Source organism: Paraburkholderia sp. RL17-373-BIF-A (assembly GCF_046030175.1).
In the GTDB taxonomy this organism is placed as follows: Bacteria; Pseudomonadota; Gammaproteobacteria; order Burkholderiales; family Burkholderiaceae; genus Paraburkholderia.
Window position 1 is genome coordinate 13,264 of record NZ_JARESO010000045.1, and the last position, 20,819, is coordinate 34,082.

Consider the following 20,819-nt stretch of genomic DNA (forward strand, 5'->3'; position numbering starts at 1 on the left):
AGGAGAGGATATGTTCGACTTACGCTACCCGGCGCTGTACCAGATCAACACCCGCGTCTGGCTGACCGGGTTGTCTCGCGTGCTGGGGAGGAGCGCGACGCTGGACGATATTCCGGATGCCGAACTGGATCGCCTTGCCGAGTTGGGCTTTGACTGGATCTGGTTGCTGAGCGTCTGGCAGACCGGCTACGCAGCGCAGGCGATCTCGCGTGCGAACCCCGAATGGCGTCGCGAATTCGCCGAAACGATACCGGACCTCTGCGACGAAGACATCGCTGGCTCCGGGTTCGCCATCCAGAGCTACACCGTCCATCGCGATCTGGGCGGCGCCGGGGCGCTCTCCCGATTGCGGCAGCGTCTGCAGCAACGCGGACTGAAGCTGATGCTCGATTTCGTGCCGAATCACATGGCGCCGGATCACGACTGGATCGATGAGCATCCGGACTACTTCGTCCACGGGAGCGAGGCGGACCTGGCTCGCTCACCGCGCAACTACCGCCGGGTGCAGACAAGGAACGGTCCGCTGGTGCTTGCCCACGGCCGGGATCCATACTTCGACGGATGGCCCGATACGTTGCAGCTCAACTACGGCAATCCGGAGTTACAGCAGGCGATGATCGACGAGTTGCAAAGAATCGCAGGGCAATGCGACGGCGTGCGATGCGACATGGCCATGCTGGTCTTGCCCGACGTGTTCGAACGCACCTGGAACATTCGCGCCGATCCCTTCTGGCCGAAGGCGATCGAATCCGTGCAGCGCAAGCATCCGCAGTTCCTGTTCATGGCGGAGGTCTATTGGGACCTGGAATGGACGATGCAACAGCAGGGCTTCGATTACGCCTATGACAAGCAGATGTATGACCGCCTGCGCGATGCGCACGCACGGTCGGTGCGCGAGCATCTGCACGCCGGGCTCGATTACCAGGACAAGCTGACCCGCTTTCTGGAAAACCACGACGAGCCCCGGACCGCGGCGGCCTTCGAACCCAGCAGGCACGAGGCAGGCGCCATCATCACGTTTCTTTCGCCTGGTCTGCGCTTCTTTCACCAAGGCCAGTTCGAGGGCTGCAGGAAACGCATTTCGCCGCACCTGGTCCGGTCGCCACAGGAGCCTATCGACGCAGCGTTGCAGGCGTTCTACGAGAGCCTGTTGGCGGTGCTGCGTCAGCCCGTCTTTCGGGACGGCGCGTGGAACCTGCTCGAATGCGTGCCGGCGTGGGAGGGCAACTGGACCTCGGATTGTTTCATCGCGTGGTCCTGGCAACGAGCCGACGGCGACCGGCGGCTCGTTGCCGTCAACTACGCCGACAACCAGAGCCAGTGTTACGTGCGACTGCCGTTTCCCGACATGGCCGGCCGCACGGTGCGGATGAAGGACATGATGGGGCCGGCCAGTTTTGATCGCGACGGCAACGATCTCATTTCACGCGGTCTTTACCTGGATCTGCCACTATGGAGCTACCACGTCTTCGAAATGACCGCATCGTGAAGGCGCGCACGACGCCAGGCGTGAGAGCATTGCAACCCGAGCTGTAACCCGTTGGCGAAACCGGGGCAACTCCAGCTCCACCCGTCGCGACGTGCCCACGGCGCCATTGCGTTATTACGGGCCGCGACCGTCCGCTGACGTGGGACAAGTCCGAGTCTCCGCCCGGCACGTTGCAGATCCTTGTAAAAGCGCACCAGTCGTGGCGCGAATAGTGGCGAGCCCAAGTGTTTCCACGTTCAGCCAGCGATTGAACCAGCGGTATTGGAGCGCGACCGCGACGGTCTGGAAATTTCCACCGATGCGTGTCGATAACCCACGCGACCATGCGAGTTTGGTTGACCATTGTGCAGCAAGTGGAACCGACAACGTGATCCCATAGCGAGTACTGCTTTGCAGATCTTGGTTCTCGACGCCATTGATCATTGTCCGGCCGCCCGTGAGATACGTAACGTCCGCGGCAATCCACAGTCCGGGCCGCCAGCCGAATCGATCCGACCGTGTCGGGGAAAACCACACTACGCCTCAAGATCCGCGCCGCGAGCCGCATACTGGCGGCATATCCTGGAAGGCTGTGTTCACATTTGCGACGGTGCCAAATGCGCGGGCAAGCGATGCAACACGAGATAGCTGTCGGCGAGCTTGTCATATCGAGTGGAGACGCGGCGAAAATGTTTGATGCGGTTGAAGCGATATTGGACCAAAGTTCAATTGCCTTTTAACGCAAACGAGATCAATACTCCTTTCAGCCATTATGAGTTGCGAACCGTCGTCTGCTCATCGACGAATGCTTGTCTCATATTCGCAATGGCCCAGCGTCGTGCGCGCCAGGCGGATCTCGAAGACGACGTCAACGATTTTGAGCAACCTCGGGCCGCAAGAGATACGTCACGGCAAGGAAGTGGCGGGCCTGATCGGGACGGTGGTGACGTGCACGGTTCCGGTTTCGGCTTTGCGCCTTGACGGCGTGTTCACCGCCGTCGATAGGCGGGTCGGCGAATATTCGAAAGCATTTTTTGGGGCTTTTCGCAATGCAACGAATTGTTCGATTTTCGATCGGCCTGGCGATCTCGTCGCTGGCAATTGCGGCAGCGGCGCAGCAGCCCATCATTTATCCCGCCCGGGGGCAGAGCCCGGAACGCCAGCGAACGGACACCGCAGAATGCCAGGCGTGGGCTCAGCAAACCACCGGCGTCAATCCTGTCGCGCTCGCGCAGCAGATGGCGAGCAGCCCACCACCACCCTCGCAGCAAGGCCACTTGTTCCGCGGCGCCGCGGGCGGTGCGTTGTTCGGAACGCTGATAGGCGGCGCCGCTGGCGGCCATTGGGGCGAGGGAGCGGGAATCGGCGCACTCGTCGGAACGATGGGGAGCGGCATGCGGATGCGGCGCGAGCAACAGCAAGCGGCCATGGAGCAGGGAAGCATGCAGCAACAGGCGTCGAGTCAGCTTTCGACATACAACCGTGCGGTGGGAGCGTGCATGACCGGCCGTGGCTACACAGTCGAGTAGTCACTGGCGCTGGTGATCCAGTCCATCGAGCGCTTGCTCGCTGATTCACGACAGTCAGGAGTAGCAGCTATGTTGAAGACACTGCGGACAAGCACCCTCGCGATCCTCGTTTGCTCGGCGCCGTCATGGGTGCTCGGCGCAGACTTCGACGGTAGCAAGCCGCTGTTGTGCGCCACTATCGATGCGCATTTCTGCGGCGTCGGGGAGGTTTGCTATCGAACGGTGCCGGCGGTCCTTGGCGCGCCGCAATTCATCCGCATCAACTTCGCCAAAAAAGCCGTGATCGGGTCGCAGCGCACCACCGAGATCCGGCACATGGAGCCGAGCGAGGGCCAGTTGCTCCTTCAAGGCACCGAGCTGGGCTACGGCTGGAGCATTGCACTCGATACCAGGACGGGCAGCATGTCCACGACCCTCGTCAACCGTGAAGACGTGTTCGTGCTCTTCGGCGCCTGTACGCCGTCGTAGCTCGCTCGCGGCTCCGGATGCCGCGCCAATCGCGTCGCGCGGGAGGCACGGACCCGGATCGCCCCGGCGCCGATGTCGCACTTCGAGCACCGGGTTCCGCTGTTGTCATGGAAACGGCCACATGCCAGCGTCATCGGAGATTCTCCGTTGCACGTGCTCCTAATCGGACATGCGTAGATCATGAACAGCGAGGATGTCGAGAAGCAGCACGCAGAGCTCGTCGCGCTCGCCATCGTTTCGCTCATCGCGGGCGCGGCCTGCGGAGCGCTGGGAACGCTTTTCCGGCTCTCGCTCGCACGAGCGGACCAGGCGCGCGACGTGTTCATCGCGTGGGCGCGCTCCGAGCATGCCGTCGTCGGCTTCGTCCTCGTGCTGCTCGCCGCGTCGGCATCGACCGCACTTGCCGCGTGGCTCGTCAGGCGTTTCGCGCCGGAGGCGAGCGGCAGCGGCATCCCTCACGTCGAGTCCGTGCTGAACGGCGACCAACCCACCGCGCCCCTGGCGCTCATCCCGGTGAAGTTCGTGGGCGGCGTGCTCGCCATCGGCGCCGGGCTCGCGCTGGGCCGCGAAGGTCCCACGGTTCAAATGGGCGCCTCGATCGCTCATTTGCTCGGTACACTCTTTCGCCGCAATGCGGACGACTGCCGGGTCCTGCTCGCGGCGGGCGCCGGTGCCGGACTTGCGACGGCATTCAATGCACCGATCGCCGGCGCGGTATTCGTACTCGAGGAACTGGTGCGCCGCTTCGAGACGCGTACGACCATCGCGGCACTCGGCGCATCGGCCGGCGCAATCGCGGTGGCGCGCTTGATGCACGGCGACTCGCCGGACTTTCAGTTCGCGGCGCAGCCCTTCCCGGGCTTCGGCACGGTGCCGGCGCACCTCGCCCTCGGCGTCGTCGTCGGGCTGCTGGGCGCCGCCTATTGCCGCGCAATACTCCTGGCGCTCGCCGCCTCCGACCGGCTTGCACGCTGGCCGGTCGAAACGCGCGCGGCGCTTGTCGGTGCAGCGGTAGGACTGCTCGCGTGGCTTGCACCGGACCTGGTGGGCGGCGGCGACGCGGTCACACAGCGCGCCCTCGCGGGCACAGGCGCGCTTTCCGGCATCGCGCTCACGCTCCTGATCCGCTTCGGGCTGGGTGCCGTGTCATATGCAGCGAATACCCCGGGCGGACTGTTTGCGCCGATGCTCGTGCTCGGCGCACAAACGGGCCTCGCGTTCGGCCGGATCTGCACGCACTGGTTCCCCGGGGTGGCCGCTGATCCGACCGCGTTCACCGTGGTAGCGATGGCGGCCATTTTCGCGGCCGTCGTGCGCGCGCCGATTACCGGCATCGTCCTCGCCACTGAAATGACGGGGAGTTTCACCCTACTTTTACCGATGCTCACCGCATGTTTCAGCGCGATGATCGTTCCCATCTTGCTGCGCTGTCCGCCGATCTACGATTCGCTGGGCGAGCGCCTTCCGCATAAAAGCGGGCACGCAGGGAAACCTGCGCAATGATGGACCCGTCGGTGAGTTGGCGCTCTCACTGTGGGTATTGACCTGGGTTGCGAGTCCGTACCGGACGCGACGACGCTGCTCAATTTCCGTCGGATGCTTGAGGCGAACAAACTGGGGGAGCAGCTCTTCGCCGAAGTGGGCCGGGTCCTGCAAGCCAGCGATGCAGTGAACGGGACCTGAAACCGAGGGCGAGCCGTCAGACCTCGTCCAACGGTCTCCTCGTTGAATCGCCGCTACCAGCGGGGCGTCGGTTGCGTCGGAAAGCAGTGCTCCGGCTGTCGGCCTGGACTCGGGTCGGCTGGCCTGATAGCGTTTGCTGACAGATGACGTGTCCGTCGCCGTGTCGTATATGGCCCAAGTTTGTCTACACCAATACCCGCATGGGAAAGAAACGATTCCGGACACGGGCAGCAGGCCTCGTGCCCGATCAACGGTGCGTTGCGGTGCTACCGGACGCGAATCGTGCGCGTCATCGCGGAAGCACGTGGGCAGCGCGCGATGATCGAATCGCTCGACGCAACGAATGCAGGACATTCATCAGCACGGTCAAAGCGGGCAGCCCGCGCGAATTAGGCGCCCAGCTATTCTGAACTTGGCCTGCATCGCGGCCCATCTCACAGTCAAACCTTCGTTTCACACATTAACAGTGCGTGCGGGTCGGATATGGCCGATTCCCCGCAGGGAGGGCGGTGTCCATTCCATCTAGGCCGGTCAGCGACCGCCCGGCTTGCCTGCGTTACGCCGAGCTTCGCTGGATCGTGTCGTAATAGGTGCGGACTGTTTTCTCGCACGGCGAAGGAGCGATGCCGCCACGCCTGCGCGGTGCTTCGCAACGGGCGGCCTGCACGACCGGTAGACCGACTCATCCCCCCGGCGCGTCCGCGAGCGGAGCAGGCGCGATGTTCTGGTTCAGGCGGAACAGGTTCGTCGGGTCGTACTGCGCTTTGATCGCGCCGAGCCGCCCGAGCTTGGTTCCATACGCCGCCTGCAATCCTGCGAAGCCCTCGTCGCCGCCGAGATAGTTTACGTACGCACCCGGCGCCCTGTACGGCCCCAGTGCGTCAAGCAGCTCACGCGTCCACGCAATGTTCCGTTCGCTATCCTTTGCATCGGACCATGCAGACGTTACCACGATATTCCACGGCCAGTTGCGATGCCCGAACGCGGTCGCCGATTCGGGAACGCGACTCCATGCGCTGTTGCCATAATTCTCCAGGACGACCACGGTATGCCGTGACGGGACATGCGCGAAACGATCGACCACGATGTCGATGGCCGCGTCGTCGAGCGCCTTGAAGTAGCTCGATTTCCAGTAACTGTGCAGGCCCGGCGGCCACAGGAAGTCCGCCATGCGCTGCGCATCGTTGTATGGCGTGGGTGCGAACTTGTCGACAAGGGGCGGCCCGTATTCGCGCAATCGCCGTAGGATTTTCTCGCCTTCTTCCACCGGCCCGGCGTAGACGCCACCCAGACCAGCGACCGGGGCGCCGCGCATCGGTGGAGGCAGTGAAGGATCGTCCGGCATGTGGAACAGAAGCGCGCCTAGCGTCGATTCGTCCGGTGCTTCCGCTTCGAGATCGCGCCATCTGCGGATTGCACCCGCCGCTGCTCCGGCGGGATGGAGCACAATGCCAGCGAGCACCGTTCCGGCCGGGTGCACCTTGAATTCGAACGAAGTCACCACACCAAAGTTGCCTCCGCCGCCGCGTATCGCCCAGAACAGATCCTCATTCTCGTGGCTGCTGGCCTTCACCCTGCGACCGTCGGCGAGCACGACCTCGGCGCCCAGCAGATTGTCAAGCGCAAGTCCATGCTTGCGAACGAGCCAGCCGAGGCCACCGCCCAGCGTCAGTCCAGCCACGCCGGTGATTGACACGAAGCCGCCCGTGGCGGCAAGGCCATACGGCTGGAGCGCGTCATTGACTTCGCCCCAATTGCAACCGCTTTCCGCACGCACGGTGCGCACCGACGGATCTACCGTCATCGCTTTCATGCGCGACAGATCGACCACGACGCCGTCGTTGCATACGGCATATCCGGCGACGTTGTGACCGGTGCTGCGTACGGCAAGCGACAGGTTGTGCTTGCGCGCGAGCACCACAACCCTTGCCACGTCGTCGGCGTCGACGCAGCGCGCGATCAGCACAGGACGCTTGTCAATCGAGACATTGAAGACGGCACGCGCCTCATCGTAATCCGGATCCTCAGACTGAATGAGCTCACCCCGAAAGCCGGATTGCCGAATTTCAGAAGAATTGATCATCGCATCCTCCTTCGGCGACTTGCTAATCAATCAGTACGCCTATGTGGGCGTCAAGCGCTACATAAAATATCGCGAAGTCCCGCGCCGATGACGCATACAGAGTGCATTAGAAAAAATGGACAACTGACGATTTCTAGTCGTAACTCTGGCCCAATGCGGCCCAGCTTCACTCTAGGAAAATGTAAGCCGCATATCAAGGTTCGCGACAGGATTAGGGCGGCTGAACCCATAGTCGTTCAATCAGCACTTAAGACGTACAACATCCGGGACCCCAAGTGTTGATGGAAGCCATTAAAAACCCCGGGATGTTCTCTGCCAGGTCCACGTAACACGTCGTTGTCCAGTCCACGGAAACTGTCGCCGAGCGAGTTCGTCAAATTCTTGGTTCAACAGCGACGCGCGCTTGCACGACGCTGTGTGCTCCCACTCGACTCCAGCGCCGCTTCTGAATACGCTGGGTGAAGCGCGAGACTTGAATTTTCACCGAGGCTAACTATCCGCTATCCAGGTTATTTGATCTGTTGATGGCGCGCGGGTTACGTTACGAAAACGAAGACCAACCGCGCGAGCCGAATCGAAGCGCGTGGCTTGACATGCGACAAAGCCGTCCGGGGCATTAGTTATGAAGCCATTCGGAGGAGACGCAATGCCCGACATCGACTTAATGAAGCGAGAAAGTCGCGTTTTCGAAGCCGGAGCAAACTTTTTTGGTCTAAGCCATTTTCCGAGGTTCTTGACGACAGCAATGCCCGCCCACTTGTCGCGAAGAATGCGGGGTTATCGCTACTTGTCCAGCGGTCTCATGCGCCGATAATTGTCAATTTTGACCTTCCCCCGGATCGAAATGCGCGACCGAATCGACGATGAGATCACCTTTCGCAAGCTGGAAGTCCTGCTCGCATTCATGGAGACCGGAAACCTGTCGAAGGCAGCCGAGGCGCTGAACGTGAGCACGGTCAGCGTGCATCGAGCGCTGCACTCGCTCGAACAGGGCGTACGATGTGCGCTCTTCCGGCATGAAGGCCGCAACCTCAAGTCGACGGAAGCTGCGCAAATGCTCGCCGATGTGGCACAAGAGGTGCTCACTCTGATGTCCGCCGGCATTCACGCGACCCGTGAGGCGGCGGGGTATTCGTCGGACCGGCTGAAGATCGGCTCGCTGTACTCGCTGACCATCAGGACCGTGCCTGACATCGTCGTCGACATCAAGGTGCGGCGGCCGACGCTCCAGGTCGAACTCGTGCTCGGTTCGAATGCCGAACTGCTCGACAAGCTGAAGCAGGGCACCATCGATGCGGCCCTGATGGCCTTGCCGGACGGCGAGCCCGAAGTCGATTCCATCCCACTTTTCGAAGACGACATCTTTTTCGCGGCGCCTGCCGGTTCACCATACGCGAACCAGGAGGCGGTCGATTTGCGGGACTGCCGCGACGAGACCTTCGTTTCCCTCGGCGAGGGCTTCGTGACATATCGAGGCTTTATGGAGGCATTTCGCGTCGCGGACTTCACGCCGAAGGTGACCATGAAAGTCGGCGATATTTTTTCGCTGATGAACCTTGTGAGCGGCGGGGTCGGGTATACGCTATTACCAGGCCGCGTGCGTGGCGTGTTCGGCGACAAGGTGCAATTCATTCCTCTCAAGCCGCAATACCTGATGCGCCAGTCAATCGGTGTCAGCTTTCTCCACGCACGCGAGCGCGACCCGAACCTGTTGGCGCTGATGGCCGTCTGCCGTCTTTGCACGAGAAGGGCTGGCTGAGGTTTCAGCCCTCACTCGCGCACCCGTTCCCGCTCGATCAGCGCGCCAAGGTCCGGCAGCGCCGTCTCGCTGCAACTCACCGCGATCCCCTCTGTGAGAATCGCGCTGCTCAACCGGGTCAGCACGTTGGCCGGCGGCATCTCGACGGCGAGGCGTGCGCCTCGTTCCCACGCAAGCCTCACGGTGTCATGCCAGCGCACCTGCTGCGCCATGTTGCCTGCAAGATCGGCCGCGATGCGTGGGCCGTCAAAAAGCGGGCGTGCAATGTTGCTGCTCAGATACACGATACGAGGCGCGCGCACGGTGATCTGGCCAAAGGCATCGGCGAGCGCCACCGCGGGTGCGTCGAGCAAAGCGCAATGCGACGGAGTCGCCACGTCGAGACGCTCGCAGCGTTGCGCCCCGTATTCGATCGCAAGCGTCGTAAGGCGGTGCATGGCAGCATCGCTTCCTGCAACGACCATCTGCGTTTCTGCGTTAATGTTCGCAAGGAACACGGGCGTGGCCTCGCTGTTCACTTGCGCGATCAGTCTTTCGAGCGCCCGCTGCGTCATGCCGATGATCGCAGTCAGGCCGTAGCCGCTCGGGTAGGCGCGTTCCATCAAGTGGCCGCGCAACTCGACGAGCTTCACGGCGTCGGCGTATTGAAGCGCGCCCGCGATCACGGCGGCCGGATAGGCGCCGATCGAAAGCCCCGCCACCATGTCGGGTTCGTAGCCGCGGGCGCTCATCACGCGTGCCTGAGCGACGCCCGCGATCAAGATGCAAAGTTGCACCGCGACGGTAGAGCGCAGCGAATCGGTATCGTCGAGCGATGTGACGTCGTAGCCCAACGTGTCGCTCGCTTCCTGCAGTGTTCGAGCGGCTTCGGCGTGAGACGGGAGCGCATGCAACATGCCCGGGCGCTGCGAGCCCTGACCGGGGAATGTGAACAGTACGCTCATGATGCGCCAACCCAGGGATCCGATACGAGCAAGGGTCCATGCCCCGTCTTCAGCAGAACGCGATCCGCGTTGCCGGCCCATTCCGCGAGCGCGAACCCGCCGTGGCCTGTGTCGACCTGCATGTCGATGCGCGCGGGCGACGCTTGCAGCAACGCGAGAAGCGAGCGGGCTTCGTCGCGCGGTAGAGGCTTCGATGCGCGCAGCAGCAGATCGAGGTCGCTGTCCTGCCGCAGCGTGCTCACGCCGCTCGCAAGCGCAAAGCCGACGCTGCCGGTGATGCCCCACGTCAACCGAAGCCGGTCGAGTTCTGGCGCCAGGCGACTCAGTGCGCGCACGCAGGGCAGGGCCGCGAGTGCGGCGTTGGTCCGCCAGGCGCCGCCTTTGGCGAGCGCCTCGGGCGTGACGCTGAGACGAATGCGCTCGCGCGCCACGTGAGCGGCGAACCGCTCACTGCGTGCACGACCGCGAAGCCCGACCGGCACCACGCCCTGCTCGCCGACCGCTTCGCGCCGCATGACCACCGGCGCGTGCGAAAGCCACTCGCGCGAAGCCCATCCAGGTACTTCCGATGTCGAACGAAGGTCCTCCCGCTCACTGATCCACAGGAGGTCGTGCGGGCGAAGCGGTTCGTGAGCGGTAGACATGAGGATTCTCCCAGGCCATCAAGCGTCCATCAAAGCCTTAGTCGCAAAGAACAACAGCGAAGGTCCGAGCAGGCAGCCGACGCCCGTATGGAACGTCGCGATCAGCGCCCCGTAAGGCACGAGCCGACGATCGGTCGCGGCGAGACCCGCGCTCACACCGCTCACCGTGCCCGCCAGGCCGCCGAAGATCATCGCGGAGCGCGGCGTCTTCAGTCCCATGAAACCGGCCGCGAGCGGCGTGCCGATCATCACGATGATCGCCTTGATAAGGCCCGTCGCGATGCTGAGCGCGATCACATCCGAGCTCGCGCCGATCGCCGCGCCCGTCACCGGTCCCACGATATACGTGACGGCGCCCGCGCCAATGGTCGTCATGCTGACAGCATCGGTGTAGCCGAACGCATGCGCGATACTTGCGCCGACGATGAACGGCAGCACGGTCCCGAGCAGCAGCGACACCACGCCAATGAGTCCCGCCTTACGCGCCTCGGTGGCCTGCACCTCGAACGCGGTCGCGACGATCGCGAAGTCGCGCAGCATCGCGCCGCCCATCAGACCGATGCCGGTAAAGAGCGGCAGGTCGGCGATACCCTTTTGCCCGCCGGTGAAGGCGCCGCCGACATAGGCGAGCGCGAGGCCGATTACGATGGCGATTGCCGAGCCGTGCACGCGGCCGAAGGTCAGCTTGCGCGAAATCAGCGACGACACCCACATGATGAGGCCCACCAGCGCGAACGCAGTGACGAGGCCGTTCTGAATCAGATTTTTATCGAGAATTTGCAACATGACTGACTCCTGATTCAGATTTCTTCAAGATGCGGAGCGTTCACGAACGATGTGCTATCGCGACCGGTGCGGGAAAGAACGGCAATGCAGCATGCGCAGACGGCCGCAGCCCCCAATGCCGAAAGCAGTGCGACGGGGCCGCCTTTGAGCGCGGCGACGACGTTCTGGTTAGCCGCCATCGCGACGACGACGGGGATGTACATGGCGCCCCAGAAGCCGACCCCAAATTCGGTTTCCTTCGGCAGCAGTCCCTTCTTTTGCAGATAGAGCTTCAGGAAAATCAGCAGCAGCATCGCGATGCCGACGCCGCCGACGTTCGTCTTCACGCCGATCGCGACGCCGAGCAGGTCGCCGAGAAAGAGTCCCGCGAGATGGCAGAACGCGAGAAGTGCAGTTCCATAGATGATCATTTCATGTCTCCTGTAATACCTTTATTGGCTTCTGACGAGCCGGTGCGAGAAGTGACGCTCTACCGCCATTGCTCCCGCAGCTTGCGGCGAACCGTCGCGGAGGCCGCGCGGTGCTCGCTGCCGAGCCGACTTTCCAGACCGCGCGACGGGTCGTTGCGGATGTCGTCGAAAGCGGCTTGCAGCGCCTTCTCGACGGTGGTCTGATCGGCGTTGGTCGGCGCATCGGCGTTGGTTACGCTCAGGAGTTTCCAGAGCAGCCCGAGCGATGCGTAGTTGTCGATGTCGTAGGCCATCGGCGGGACGCGCGCCGTGAACGCTTCGAGATCGGCGACCGAGCGGAGCGTGACCCGCGCCGCCGATTCCTTGCCCATCGCGTGGACCATGACCTTCGGATCGGCGAGTGCGATGAGGCGGTTGGCCTGATAGCCGTGCGCGAGAAACGCCCCCGACATCGCGCGCCCGACGATCAGCCCGATCACCGGATGGCCCGCGAGACGCGCGCTGGCGTAGGCATCGGCGGCGGCGGCGAGCGCCTGGTGGATGCCGTACGCTTCCTCGCGCCGGCCGTACGCCTGGCTCGCCACGTCGATCACCGCGACGATCGCGCGTTTCTCTTCACGCTTGCAATCCGCATCGACGACCTCACGCACCGCGCGCGCCACTTCCCATCCTTCGACGAGACCGACCTCGCCGCCGCGCGCCCGCGGGAACGGATTGTCCGGATCGGGCACCACGGCGATGAAGCGCGTGGGATGGTCGCCCAACCGCGCATCGGCGACTCGCACCGAAGGCGGATAACCAGCCTGCAGCGGCGCGCTGTAAGTGAGCGCGTCGAGCCAGACTGCGCCGCGCTTCGAAAGCTCTTGTGTGCTCATAACTGAAACCCCTTGCCGTAGATGGCGGCCGCCTGTTCCGGCGTGGCCTGCACGCCCGGATCGACCTCGGAAAGCCGCGTCAGAAAACCCGCGACGCGCTCGCTGCGGCATGCCTCGGGCCGCCCCGCGCGAAAGCGTTCGATGACGGCCGCGCGGATCGCGTCGGCGTCGTCGGCGACGTAGTCGTCGACGAGTCCCGTGCGATGCCGCTGCTCGCAGCCGGTGAAGCTCCAGATCATCGGACGGTCGCGCGAATCGAATTCGGCGATGCCCGCTTCCTGTTCGATGACCGCCGGGCCGTTGAGGCCCAGGCGCGCTTCGCGGGTGCCGATCAGATAGCTGCACAGTCCCGCCGCGATCGACATGCCCCCATAGCAGCCGATCGGCCCGGCCGTGATGCCGATCACCGGCTGGTAGCGCCGCAAGTCGACGACGCCTGCGTGAATTTCCGCGATCGCGGCGAGCCCGAGATTGGCTTCCTGCAAGCGCACGCCGCCCGTTTCGAAGAGGATGACGGCGCGCGTCGGGATGCCTTTGCGGTTGTCCTCGGCGGCGAGTTCGAGGCTGCCCGCGATCTTCGCCGCCGACACCTCGCCCATGCTGCCGCCCTGGAATCCGCCATCGATGCCAAGCACGACGGCTGGCTGCCCGTCGATGGTTCCCTTCGCGACTACCATGCCGTCGTCGGCCTGCGTCACGATGCCTTGGCGCATGAGCCACGGCGACGTGATGCGCTGGAACGGATCGATCAGTTCGCTGAAGGTGCCTTCATCGAGCAGCTTCTTCGCGCGGCTGCGCGCGTCGAGCTCAATGAAGCTCTGGCGTTCGAGCAGTTGCTGTGTATCCATGATCATCACGCTCCGCCGGTTGATTTCAGTTGTTCAAAGACCTGCCCGATGCGCATCTGCACGACCCCCGGCGTCGCGCCCGAATCGTTGATTTCGAGCTTCGCGGCGGGGAGCGACCCATCGCCGAAGATGCGTTCGAGCACGGCCTGCCAGAGGCGGCCCTTGCCGTCGACGGAAGTCGTGACGCTCACGACGGTGCGGTGCGCCGTGTTCGCTTCGAGCAGCACTTCGAGGTCGCCCGAGGCGACGACGCCCGCGAGCGCGCGGCCTTGTACGGGTTGCCCCGCCGGGAATTCAAGGACGATGGTTTCCATGTGTGTTCCTATGTGTTCGACGTGTGAGCGGCTTCGCGTTGAAGCCGGTCGAGAAAGAGCGTGGCGGCGAGCAGGTCGGCGGCTCCCCCGGGCGATACGTGCAGCTCGACGAGACGGCGGTCGAGCACCTTCAGTTCGCGGCGCCCCGCGAGCGCCGCGGCGCCGCCTTGCTCCAGAACGCTCCGCGCGCCGTCCTGCATCTCGACGAGCGCGTCGGGTCCGCCGCGCGCGAGCACGCAGGTGTCGTCGAGGCTCGCCATCACGGCGAGCAGCGCGTTCAGGCGCGCGGCCGTTTCGCTGTCGCCGCGCATGCGCGAACGCACGAGTTCTGGCAGCGCGACGTCCACGACGTGCGGAAAGCCGGCCTGCGCCTGTCCGCGCGCGCCGCCGACGTTGTAGTCGAGGCACGCCTGCTCGCCCTTGTTGCCGGTCAGCGCGGGCGCGTGGCGATCCTGCACACGCGCAATCGATCCGGCGCGTGCGGCGACTGCCTCCGGCGCGAGGTCCGCCGGTTCACGCGCTGCGCCGGTCACGAGCAGCCCGAGCGCCCAGATCGCGCCGCGATGCGTATTCACGCCGCCGGTCGCATCGAGCATGCGCGCTTCGCCAACGCGCCCGATTCCGCCGATGCGCTCACGCAGCGCGAGCAGCGGTTGCGTTTCGATGCCTGCACGCGCCAGTTCGACGAACGTCGGCTGCAATGCGAGTGCCGATGCGCACATCAGTTTCCAGTCGAGATCGAGATGCGCGCCGCGGCTGTGGATATCGACGAGTCCGGGCTTCGGCGCGAGCGTGACTTCGTCAATCAGCGCTTCCACCACATGTGCGCCGAAATGGTCGGCCAGGTCCGGCGCCTGGCGCAGCGGCTGCGCCGCGTTCATTGCGAGGTTCTCGCGCATTACCAGCTCCGAAAGCGTGCGGGCGGCTCGTACAGCCCGTCCGACCAGTCGACGATATCGGCCATGCTCTTCGCGGCGAGCAGCGACCGGCTCGCTTCGCTGCGGTGGATGCCGAGGTCCTCGGGCAGCGCGACGAAGCCATCGCGGCGCAGCGCCGCGAGCTTGCCTGCGTCGCTCTTGAGACCGATCGGCGTGACGCCCGAGACGGCCGCGATCATCTCCTTGCGATGGTCGAGCGAGCGCGCCTTGTAGAGATACGCGATGCCTTCCTCGGTCAGCACGTGCGTGACATCGTCGCCGTAGATCATCACGGGCGCGAGCGGCATGCCGGATTCGCGGCCGACCTCGACGGCGTCGATCGATTCGACGATGGTCGGCTGGCCGCCCGCCTGGAACGTCTCGACCATCTGCACCACGAGCTTGCGGCCGCGCTCCAGCGGGCTGTCCGTCTGCAGCAGATCGAGCCACGCGGGCGTCGCGTGGCGCCGGCCGTGCGGATCGTGGCCCATGTTGGGCGCGCCGCCGAAGCCGGTGAGCCGCCCGTGCGTCACCGTCGACGAGTTGCCTTCTCCATCCATCTGCAGTGTGGAGCCGATGAACATGTCCACCGCGTATTGCCCCGCGAGCTGGCACATCGTGCGATTGGAGCGCATCGAGCCGTCGTGGCCGGTGAAGAAGATGTCGGGCCTTTGCGCGACGTAGGCTTCCATGCCGAGTTCGCCGCCGAAGCAGTGCACGCTGTCGACCCAGCCGGTTTCGATCGCGGGGATCAGCGTCGGATGTGGGTTGAGTGTCCAGTGGCGGCAGATCTTGCCCTTGAGACCGAGCTTCTCGCCGTAGGTTGGCAGAATCAGTTCGATCGCGGCCGTGTTGAAGCCGATGCCGTGATTGAGCGACTGGACCTGATGCTTCTCGTAGATACCGCGAATCGCCATCATCGCCATTAGCACCTGGATCGGCGTGATGAGGCGCGGATCGCGCGTGAAGAGCGGCTCGATGAAGAACGGCTTGTCGGCCTGCACCACGAAATCGATCCACGAGCCGGGGATATCGATGCGCGGCAGGTCCTTCGGATTGTCGACGATCTCGTTGACCTGTGCGATCACGATGCCGTCGCGAAACGCGGCGGCTTCGACGAGCGACGGCGTGTCTTCGGTGCTCGGACCCGTGTAGAGATTGCCTTCGCGATCCGCCTTGTAGCCGGCGCACAGCACGACGTTCGGCGTGAGGTCCACGTAGAGCCGCGCATAGAGTTCGATGTAGGTATGGATCGCGCCGATTTCGAGGATGCCGTCCTGCAGGAACTGCGAGATGCGCAGGCTCTGCGCGCCGGCATACGCGAAGTCGAGCTTTCTGGCGATGCCGCGCTCGAAGAGATCGAGATGCTCGGCGCGGCTCACGCTCGGAATGATGAGATGCAGGTTGTGGACGACTTCCGGATCGACCTTCGCGAGGGAACGCGACAGGAAATCCGCCTGTTTCTGGTTGTTGCCCTCGACGACCACGCGGTCGCCCGGGGCGACGAGCGCCTGCAGGACATCGACGATGCGTTCGGTGGGTAGCACCATGCCATCCGCGATCGATGCAACCTGCGCGAGGCGGCGATGTTTTCCCGCACGGCGCGTGGCCCAGCGGGATTGGGTCTGACTTTGACTGGACATGTGGACTCTCGCTCAAGACATGAGGCAAGTCTAGGGAGCGAGGTGCACCGGTTCAATGACGCTCGGGACGCGTCTGTTATCCCAAGGGTAATGATCATTCGACGTGAACGCTGAAACCGTGACAGAACGGGGCAGGGGGCTTAACCGCATCGCCCAGGGGTTTTCCCGGTTTCGCTGACGGATGTGCTCGACCGCGCGATGGACATCGTCCGGTTGATGTGCGAGGAATTGCAGGCCCGAGTTCCCGAGCCTCGGCGAGGGCTTCCTCCGTCGAATGGTTGAGTGAAATACGGATAAACCAACAGCGTGTCATACGAACCGGTGCCGGTTCGTTGTTTCGGTACGGACGCCGGTTTGGCTTTATGCCGTTGCGACAGTATTTCCGGCAGAAGCTCGCGGAGTGCAAAATAGAGGCAGCGGCACCGCAGATTGCCAAGACGCACGGCGCAAACCCGGCGATGGACCTTATCCTGCGGTCCTTTGTCCGCTCGGGGAGACCGTTGTCATGGATGACCTTGGTTACTTCGGTCGCACACAATCGTGACGGCGACTGATATCAGCCCTGCGAAGGCGCATTGAGTGTTTCGGTTGGCAGAGGTGCACGCGTTATCGTGGTCGAAAACGATGCGCTCGCTGACCTGAAGTCGCGATCTGCCACACGAATCCCGGTGCTTGACCAGCTACGACAGACCATCTACCTCGGTAGCTTCTCCACGAGCGTATCGGCCGCGTCGGGGACTGGCAACCAGTCCGACATACGTTGCTGTCGCATCGTGATCCTACTCCTTGCGATCGTTCGAGAATCAAGACAATCGTTGACCTGGCTTTGTGCATTCACTTGACGGCGGGTGGTACCGGAATCATCCCCGGGAAGACATACGCCTGCAGCATGGCAATCACGCCGATCACCGCCGCGCCAGCGATCGAATGAAAGAATACAGTCCGGAAAATCGGTCCAAGCGCGAACGACCGCTCCTTCGGATCGTCGTAGCAGGCGGCGCACGCGACCATGATGGATTGAGCGTCGATCATCTTGCCCATTACACCGCCCGTCGAGTTTGTCGCCACGATCAGGATGGGGTTCAGGTTGAGTTGCTGTGCGGTGATGCGCTGCAAGCTGCCGAAGAGGGCGTTTGACGCCGTGTCGGAGCCCGTCAGGAATACACCGAGCCAACCCAGGTACGCCGCGAAGAACGGATAGAGAACCCCGGCACCCGTGAATGCAAGACCGAGGACTGCGTCGGTGCCTGAGTAGCGCGTCAGGAACCCCAAGCCGAGTACCTGGGCAATGACCAGCACTGGGATCTTCATCCTGCGCATGGTCTGCATGAAGGCGTCCTTCCATTGCGTTGCGCTCAACCTGAGTGCGAGACCGGAAAGCACCGCTGCGACAAAAACGCCTGTGCCCGCGGCGGACAACCAGTTGATCGTGAATCGGGCCGCCTCCGCTTTCGCGTTGACGGGTACGACAGGCGGCATCCGTTGCACGAGGTTATGCAGCGCGGGCATGTCCCACACAGGCAGCGACAACGACCCCTTGAGCGGAGAGCCGAGCAGCGTCGTGGAAAATGTGACTCCGGCAAATAGGTTGTTGAGGAACTTCTTGAATTCCGGTACGCCCCACAGTGCACAACAGGCGATCAGAATCACCCACGGCATCCACGCATAGGCGGTTTCGGCGGCTGAGTAGCTGTACTTCCACGCGGTGCTTTCTGTCGTCGTGGTTGCCGTGCTCTTGTTTGCCAACGCGAGTGCCTCACGTTCGGAGCGGAGCAGGAAGCGTGTTTTTGGTTGCCAGACGAAGCGCAGGAACAGCGCCGTGCAGATCACCGAAAAGACGCCGGATACCACGTCGGTCATCAAATGGAGCGCGGTGCTCCCGGAAGCATAGAACTGCATGAGCGCAAACGATCCACCCGCGCACAGCATTGCCGGCCAGACTTCGAAGACTTGCTTCCATGACCCGCCTTCCATCTTCACGAACGTCGCGACCAGCCAGAAGGGCACGAGAACCGACACGAACGGCAACTGGTGGCCCGCCATCGTGGAAAGCGTGACCTGATCGAGTTCGCTCACGGCCGCGAGTGTGATGATCGGCGTGCCGATCGCGCCCCAGGCGACCGGCGCGGTATTGGCGAGCAGATTCAGCACGGCGGACTGAAATGGCTTGAAGCCGAGGCCCACCATCACTGCCCCTGCGATCGCGACGGGTGTCCCGAATCCCGACGTGCCTTCGATGATTGCGCCGAATGAGAAGGCGATCAATACGCACTGCAGTCGGCGATCGAACGAAATGTGGACGATAGACTCCTTGACGATCTCGAACTTCCCGGTAACGACGCTCATTGTGTACAGGAACATTGCGGCCAGGACGATCCAGATAATTCCCAGAAGTCCAGAAAGGGAGCCCAGCGCAAAGGCCGAGATGGCCGTCACCACCGGCATCCGGAAAACCAGACACGAGATGATAAAGGCGGCGACGACGCCGAAAAAAGCAGCGTAGGGCGCCGAGATGCCGAAGTGCACGTTGCCCTGCGTATCACGGCGCCGGTGCAAGGCAATGAAATAGAGTAGTGTCAGAATCGGGATCGCGGCAACGATCGTGGAAAGGAATGCATTGCCCAACGGGTCATAGGTCTGCTGGTACATGGCTTTCCTTTTTGATCTTAGGATTCGCGCCCCGCTCGTAGTCCATTCGAGGTCTCACAACCACCGGGAAACTTCGATAGCGCCAAGGCAACGCTATTTCCTTACAGATTACGACTGATGCTTTGAGGTATAGCGGGCGAAATCATCGATTTCAAGTTTTGCGGCTGCCACGGCGAGCGCCCGCGCTATCCGGAGACCGTATCAACCAGGAGCTTGAGGTTGAGTATCACGATGACGCCCGCTACAAGCCACGCGAGCAGCGTCATCCATCGTGGGGTGACGCAGGCGCCCATTTTGAGTTTGTCCGATGTAAAGCGCACGAGCGGGATAATGGCGAACGGAAGCTGCATCGAGAGGATCACCTGGCTTAGCACCAGAAGCTGCGCCGTGCCTTTCTCGCCGTAGAGAGCGGTGACGACCACGACCGGCACGATTGCGATGCCGCGTGTGACCAGCCGACGCGCCCAGTAGGGCATGCGAAGCCTGAGAAAGCCCTCCATGACAATCTGCCCCGCGAGCGTCGCCGTCACGGTCGAATTAAGCCCCGAGGCGAGCAGCGCAAGCGCGAACAACGTCGATGCAATGCCGAGCCCGAGCAACGGCGAAAGAAGCCTGTAGGCCTCACCGATTTCGGCGACGTCCGTGTGGCCGGTACCGTGAAACACGCTCGCTGCGACGATCAGGATCGCCGCGTTGATGAAGAGCGCGAGCATGAGCGCAATGGTGCTGTCCGTCGTGGCCCATCTGATCGCATCGCGCCGTCCCTCATCGTCGCGCGCGTATGCCCGGGTCTGCACGACCGACGAGTGCAGATACAGGTTGTGCGGCATAACCGTCGCGCCGATGATGCCGATTGCGACATAGAGCATCTCGCGGTTGGTCACGATTTCCGGCGAGGGCACGAAGCCCCGCAGCACGGCCATGACCGGCGGTGCCGCTGCGACGATCTGCACCGCAAAGCACACCGCGATCACGAGCAGCAGCGCGATCACGAAGGCTTCGAGAAAGCGGAAGCCCTTGTTCATCAGGAGCAGCAGCAGAAAGGCGTCGAACGCGGTGATAAGCGCGCCGGCGATAAGCGGGATTCCGAAGAGCAATTGCAGCGCAATAGCCGTACCGATCACCTCAGCGAGATCGCATGCGATGATCGCCGCTTCGCAGGCGAGCCACAGCATGATATTAACGGGCCTCGAATAATGCGCGCGGCACGCCTGCGCTAGGTCGCGCCCAGTCGCGATCCCTAGGCGCACCGATAGCGCCTGCAGCAGGATCGCCATGAGATTCGACAGCAGGATCACCGCGAGCAGTGTGTAGCCGAAGCGCGAGCCGCCGGCAATGTCGGTTGCCCAGTTGCCCGGATCCATATAGCCGACGGAGACCATGTAACCGGGACCTGCGAATGCGGCAAGCCTGCGCAGCCAGTGCCCACCCTGCGGCACGGTGATGGAGGAATGCGCTTCCGGCAAGCTTCGATCGAACTCGTCGCCCGGCCTCGAGAACCTCCAGGCGAACCGTGACACGGGCAGTTCTTTATCGTTGGACATGTGATTGCTCTGCTGGAGCGATGTTGGGTCAGGAAGTTCCCCAACAGTAATTATGCCAAACGCGCGGAAAAATCACGCGTCCTTCAGGACGTGAAGCAACTGGCTCATGTCGGGCCGGAAACTGCCGCTCACGAGTCGATTCCGAACGGCTCAAAGGGTCGAACCCGGCCAGCCGTTGAATTGGAGCAAAATGAATGAAGCGGCGCAGAGCGGACAGTGGCGCAGCACTCAGCGCGTGATCATTTGAATAGTATG

General features: G+C 63.1%; 17 protein-coding genes and 2 pseudogenes. 6 read left to right on the plus strand and 13 right to left on the minus strand.

Features of this window, described 5'->3' with window-relative positions:
- Window positions 1–10: 10 nt before the first annotated feature.
- From P0D80_RS36040 to P0D80_RS36060, 5 genes and pseudogenes are all read left to right on the plus strand, one after another.
- Window positions 11–1,489, plus strand: coding sequence for an alpha-amylase family glycosyl hydrolase (locus P0D80_RS36040; RefSeq protein ID WP_408290958.1), 1,479 nt, complete (start codon window positions 11–13; stop codon window positions 1,487–1,489).
- Between the two features lie 1,028 nt (window positions 1,490–2,517).
- Window positions 2,518–2,997 (plus strand): glycine zipper family protein, encoded by a 480-nt coding sequence (locus P0D80_RS36045; protein ID WP_408290960.1) that lies wholly within the window; start codon window positions 2,518–2,520, stop codon window positions 2,995–2,997.
- Between the two features lie 69 nt (window positions 2,998–3,066).
- On the plus strand, window positions 3,067–3,465 hold the full coding sequence (locus P0D80_RS36050; protein ID WP_408290962.1) for a hypothetical protein: 399 nt from the start codon (window positions 3,067–3,069) through the stop codon (window positions 3,463–3,465).
- Between the two features lie 180 nt (window positions 3,466–3,645).
- Entirely contained in the window at window positions 3,646–4,968 is a 1,323-nt protein-coding gene (clcA, locus tag P0D80_RS36055; RefSeq protein WP_408181235.1) for a H(+)/Cl(-) exchange transporter ClcA, read from the plus strand.
- A 33-nt stretch (window positions 4,969–5,001) separates the two neighbouring features.
- Window positions 5,002–5,109, plus strand: a pseudogene (locus P0D80_RS36060) (IS5/IS1182 family transposase); the annotation flags it as partial.
- A gap of 721 nt (window positions 5,110–5,830) precedes the next feature.
- Here the strand turns inward: P0D80_RS36060 and P0D80_RS36065 are convergent.
- Both P0D80_RS36065 and P0D80_RS36070 read right to left on the minus strand, forming a co-directional pair.
- Window positions 5,831–7,231 (minus strand): FAD-binding oxidoreductase, encoded by a 1,401-nt coding sequence (locus P0D80_RS36065; protein WP_408290965.1) that lies wholly within the window; start codon window positions 7,229–7,231, stop codon window positions 5,831–5,833.
- Between the two features lie 291 nt (window positions 7,232–7,522).
- Window positions 7,523–7,679: pseudogene (locus tag P0D80_RS36070) on the minus strand (ISKra4-like element ISBusp5 family transposase); the annotation flags it as partial.
- A gap of 396 nt (window positions 7,680–8,075) precedes the next feature.
- Between P0D80_RS36070 and P0D80_RS36075 the strand changes: the two are divergent.
- Window positions 8,076–8,990 carry a LysR family transcriptional regulator gene (locus P0D80_RS36075; protein WP_408181237.1) on the plus strand — a complete coding sequence of 305 codons (915 nt, stop codon included), beginning with the start codon at window positions 8,076–8,078 and terminating at the stop codon, window positions 8,988–8,990.
- A gap of 11 nt (window positions 8,991–9,001) precedes the next feature.
- Here the strand turns inward: P0D80_RS36075 and mdcH are convergent, their stop codons facing one another.
- The 11 genes from mdcH to P0D80_RS36130 form a co-directional block, all read right to left on the minus strand.
- Window positions 9,002–9,934, minus strand: a complete 933-nt coding sequence (mdcH, locus tag P0D80_RS36080; RefSeq protein WP_408290967.1) for a malonate decarboxylase subunit epsilon — start codon at window positions 9,932–9,934, stop codon at window positions 9,002–9,004.
- Complete coding sequence (locus tag P0D80_RS36085; protein ID WP_408290969.1) at window positions 9,931–10,578, minus strand: malonate decarboxylase holo-ACP synthase; 648 nt, start codon at window positions 10,576–10,578, stop codon at window positions 9,931–9,933. Before P0D80_RS36085 ends, mdcH begins: the two co-directional genes overlap by 4 nt.
- Window positions 10,579–10,596: 18 nt before the next feature.
- Window positions 10,597–11,364 (minus strand): malonate transporter subunit MadM, encoded by a 768-nt coding sequence (madM, locus tag P0D80_RS36090; protein ID WP_132380913.1) that lies wholly within the window; start codon window positions 11,362–11,364, stop codon window positions 10,597–10,599.
- A 14-nt stretch (window positions 11,365–11,378) separates the two neighbouring features.
- The gene (gene madL, locus P0D80_RS36095; RefSeq protein WP_132380911.1) at window positions 11,379–11,774 is read right to left on the minus strand and encodes a malonate transporter subunit MadL; all 396 of its coding nucleotides are present in this window, start codon (window positions 11,772–11,774) and stop codon (window positions 11,379–11,381) included.
- A gap of 59 nt (window positions 11,775–11,833) precedes the next feature.
- The gene (gene mdcE / locus P0D80_RS36100) at window positions 11,834–12,649 is read right to left on the minus strand and encodes a biotin-independent malonate decarboxylase subunit gamma (RefSeq protein WP_408290972.1); all 816 of its coding nucleotides are present in this window, start codon (window positions 12,647–12,649) and stop codon (window positions 11,834–11,836) included.
- Window positions 12,646–13,497, minus strand: coding sequence for a biotin-independent malonate decarboxylase subunit beta (locus tag P0D80_RS36105; protein ID WP_408290974.1), 852 nt, complete (start codon window positions 13,495–13,497; stop codon window positions 12,646–12,648). Before P0D80_RS36105 ends, mdcE begins: the two co-directional genes overlap by 4 nt.
- 5 nt (window positions 13,498–13,502) lie before the next feature.
- Window positions 13,503–13,811 carry a malonate decarboxylase subunit delta gene (locus tag P0D80_RS36110; RefSeq protein ID WP_132380905.1) on the minus strand — a complete coding sequence of 103 codons (309 nt, stop codon included), beginning with the start codon at window positions 13,809–13,811 and terminating at the stop codon, window positions 13,503–13,505.
- 8 nt (window positions 13,812–13,819) lie between these two features.
- The gene (locus P0D80_RS36115) at window positions 13,820–14,710 is read right to left on the minus strand and encodes a triphosphoribosyl-dephospho-CoA synthase (protein WP_408290976.1); all 891 of its coding nucleotides are present in this window, start codon (window positions 14,708–14,710) and stop codon (window positions 13,820–13,822) included.
- A complete protein-coding gene (gene mdcA, locus P0D80_RS36120; RefSeq protein ID WP_408290978.1) occupies window positions 14,710–16,371 on the minus strand; it encodes a malonate decarboxylase subunit alpha in 1,662 nt (553 codons plus the stop codon). The genes P0D80_RS36115 and mdcA overlap by 1 nt, the downstream gene beginning before the upstream one ends.
- Before the next feature lie 834 nt (window positions 16,372–17,205).
- A complete protein-coding gene (locus P0D80_RS36125) occupies window positions 17,206–19,020 on the minus strand; it encodes an L-lactate permease (protein WP_408290980.1) in 1,815 nt (604 codons plus the stop codon).
- A 185-nt stretch (window positions 19,021–19,205) separates the two neighbouring features.
- On the minus strand, window positions 19,206–20,564 hold the full coding sequence (locus P0D80_RS36130) for an Nramp family divalent metal transporter (protein WP_408290982.1): 1,359 nt from the start codon (window positions 20,562–20,564) through the stop codon (window positions 19,206–19,208).
- Window positions 20,565–20,819 lie beyond the last annotated feature (255 nt).

Coding starts and splice junctions, on each gene's coding strand:
- P0D80_RS36040 (WP_408290958.1), top strand. CDS start 11: ATGTTCGACTTACGCTACCCGGCGCTGTACCAGATCAACACCCGCGTC.
- P0D80_RS36045 (WP_408290960.1), top strand. CDS start 2,518: ATGCAACGAATTGTTCGATTTTCGATCGGCCTGGCGATCTCGTCGCTG.
- P0D80_RS36050 (WP_408290962.1), top strand. CDS start 3,067: ATGTTGAAGACACTGCGGACAAGCACCCTCGCGATCCTCGTTTGCTCG.
- clcA (WP_408181235.1), top strand. CDS start 3,646: ATGAACAGCGAGGATGTCGAGAAGCAGCACGCAGAGCTCGTCGCGCTC.
- P0D80_RS36065 (WP_408290965.1), bottom strand. CDS start 7,231: ATGATCAATTCTTCTGAAATTCGGCAATCCGGCTTTCGGGGTGAGCTC.
- P0D80_RS36075 (WP_408181237.1), top strand. CDS start 8,076: ATGCGCGACCGAATCGACGATGAGATCACCTTTCGCAAGCTGGAAGTC.
- mdcH (WP_408290967.1), bottom strand. CDS start 9,934: ATGAGCGTACTGTTCACATTCCCCGGTCAGGGCTCGCAGCGCCCGGGC.
- P0D80_RS36085 (WP_408290969.1), bottom strand. CDS start 10,578: ATGTCTACCGCTCACGAACCGCTTCGCCCGCACGACCTCCTGTGGATC.
- madM (WP_132380913.1), bottom strand. CDS start 11,364: ATGTTGCAAATTCTCGATAAAAATCTGATTCAGAACGGCCTCGTCACT.
- madL (WP_132380911.1), bottom strand. CDS start 11,774: ATGATCATCTATGGAACTGCACTTCTCGCGTTCTGCCATCTCGCGGGA.
- mdcE (WP_408290972.1), bottom strand. CDS start 12,649: ATGAGCACACAAGAGCTTTCGAAGCGCGGCGCAGTCTGGCTCGACGCG.
- P0D80_RS36105 (WP_408290974.1), bottom strand. CDS start 13,497: ATGGATACACAGCAACTGCTCGAACGCCAGAGCTTCATTGAGCTCGAC.
- P0D80_RS36110 (WP_132380905.1), bottom strand. CDS start 13,811: ATGGAAACCATCGTCCTTGAATTCCCGGCGGGGCAACCCGTACAAGGC.
- P0D80_RS36115 (WP_408290976.1), bottom strand. CDS start 14,710: ATGCGCGAGAACCTCGCAATGAACGCGGCGCAGCCGCTGCGCCAGGCG.
- mdcA (WP_408290978.1), bottom strand. CDS start 16,371: ATGTCCAGTCAAAGTCAGACCCAATCCCGCTGGGCCACGCGCCGTGCG.
- P0D80_RS36125 (WP_408290980.1), bottom strand. CDS start 19,020: ATGTACCAGCAGACCTATGACCCGTTGGGCAATGCATTCCTTTCCACG.
- P0D80_RS36130 (WP_408290982.1), bottom strand. CDS start 20,564: ATGTCCAACGATAAAGAACTGCCCGTGTCACGGTTCGCCTGGAGGTTC.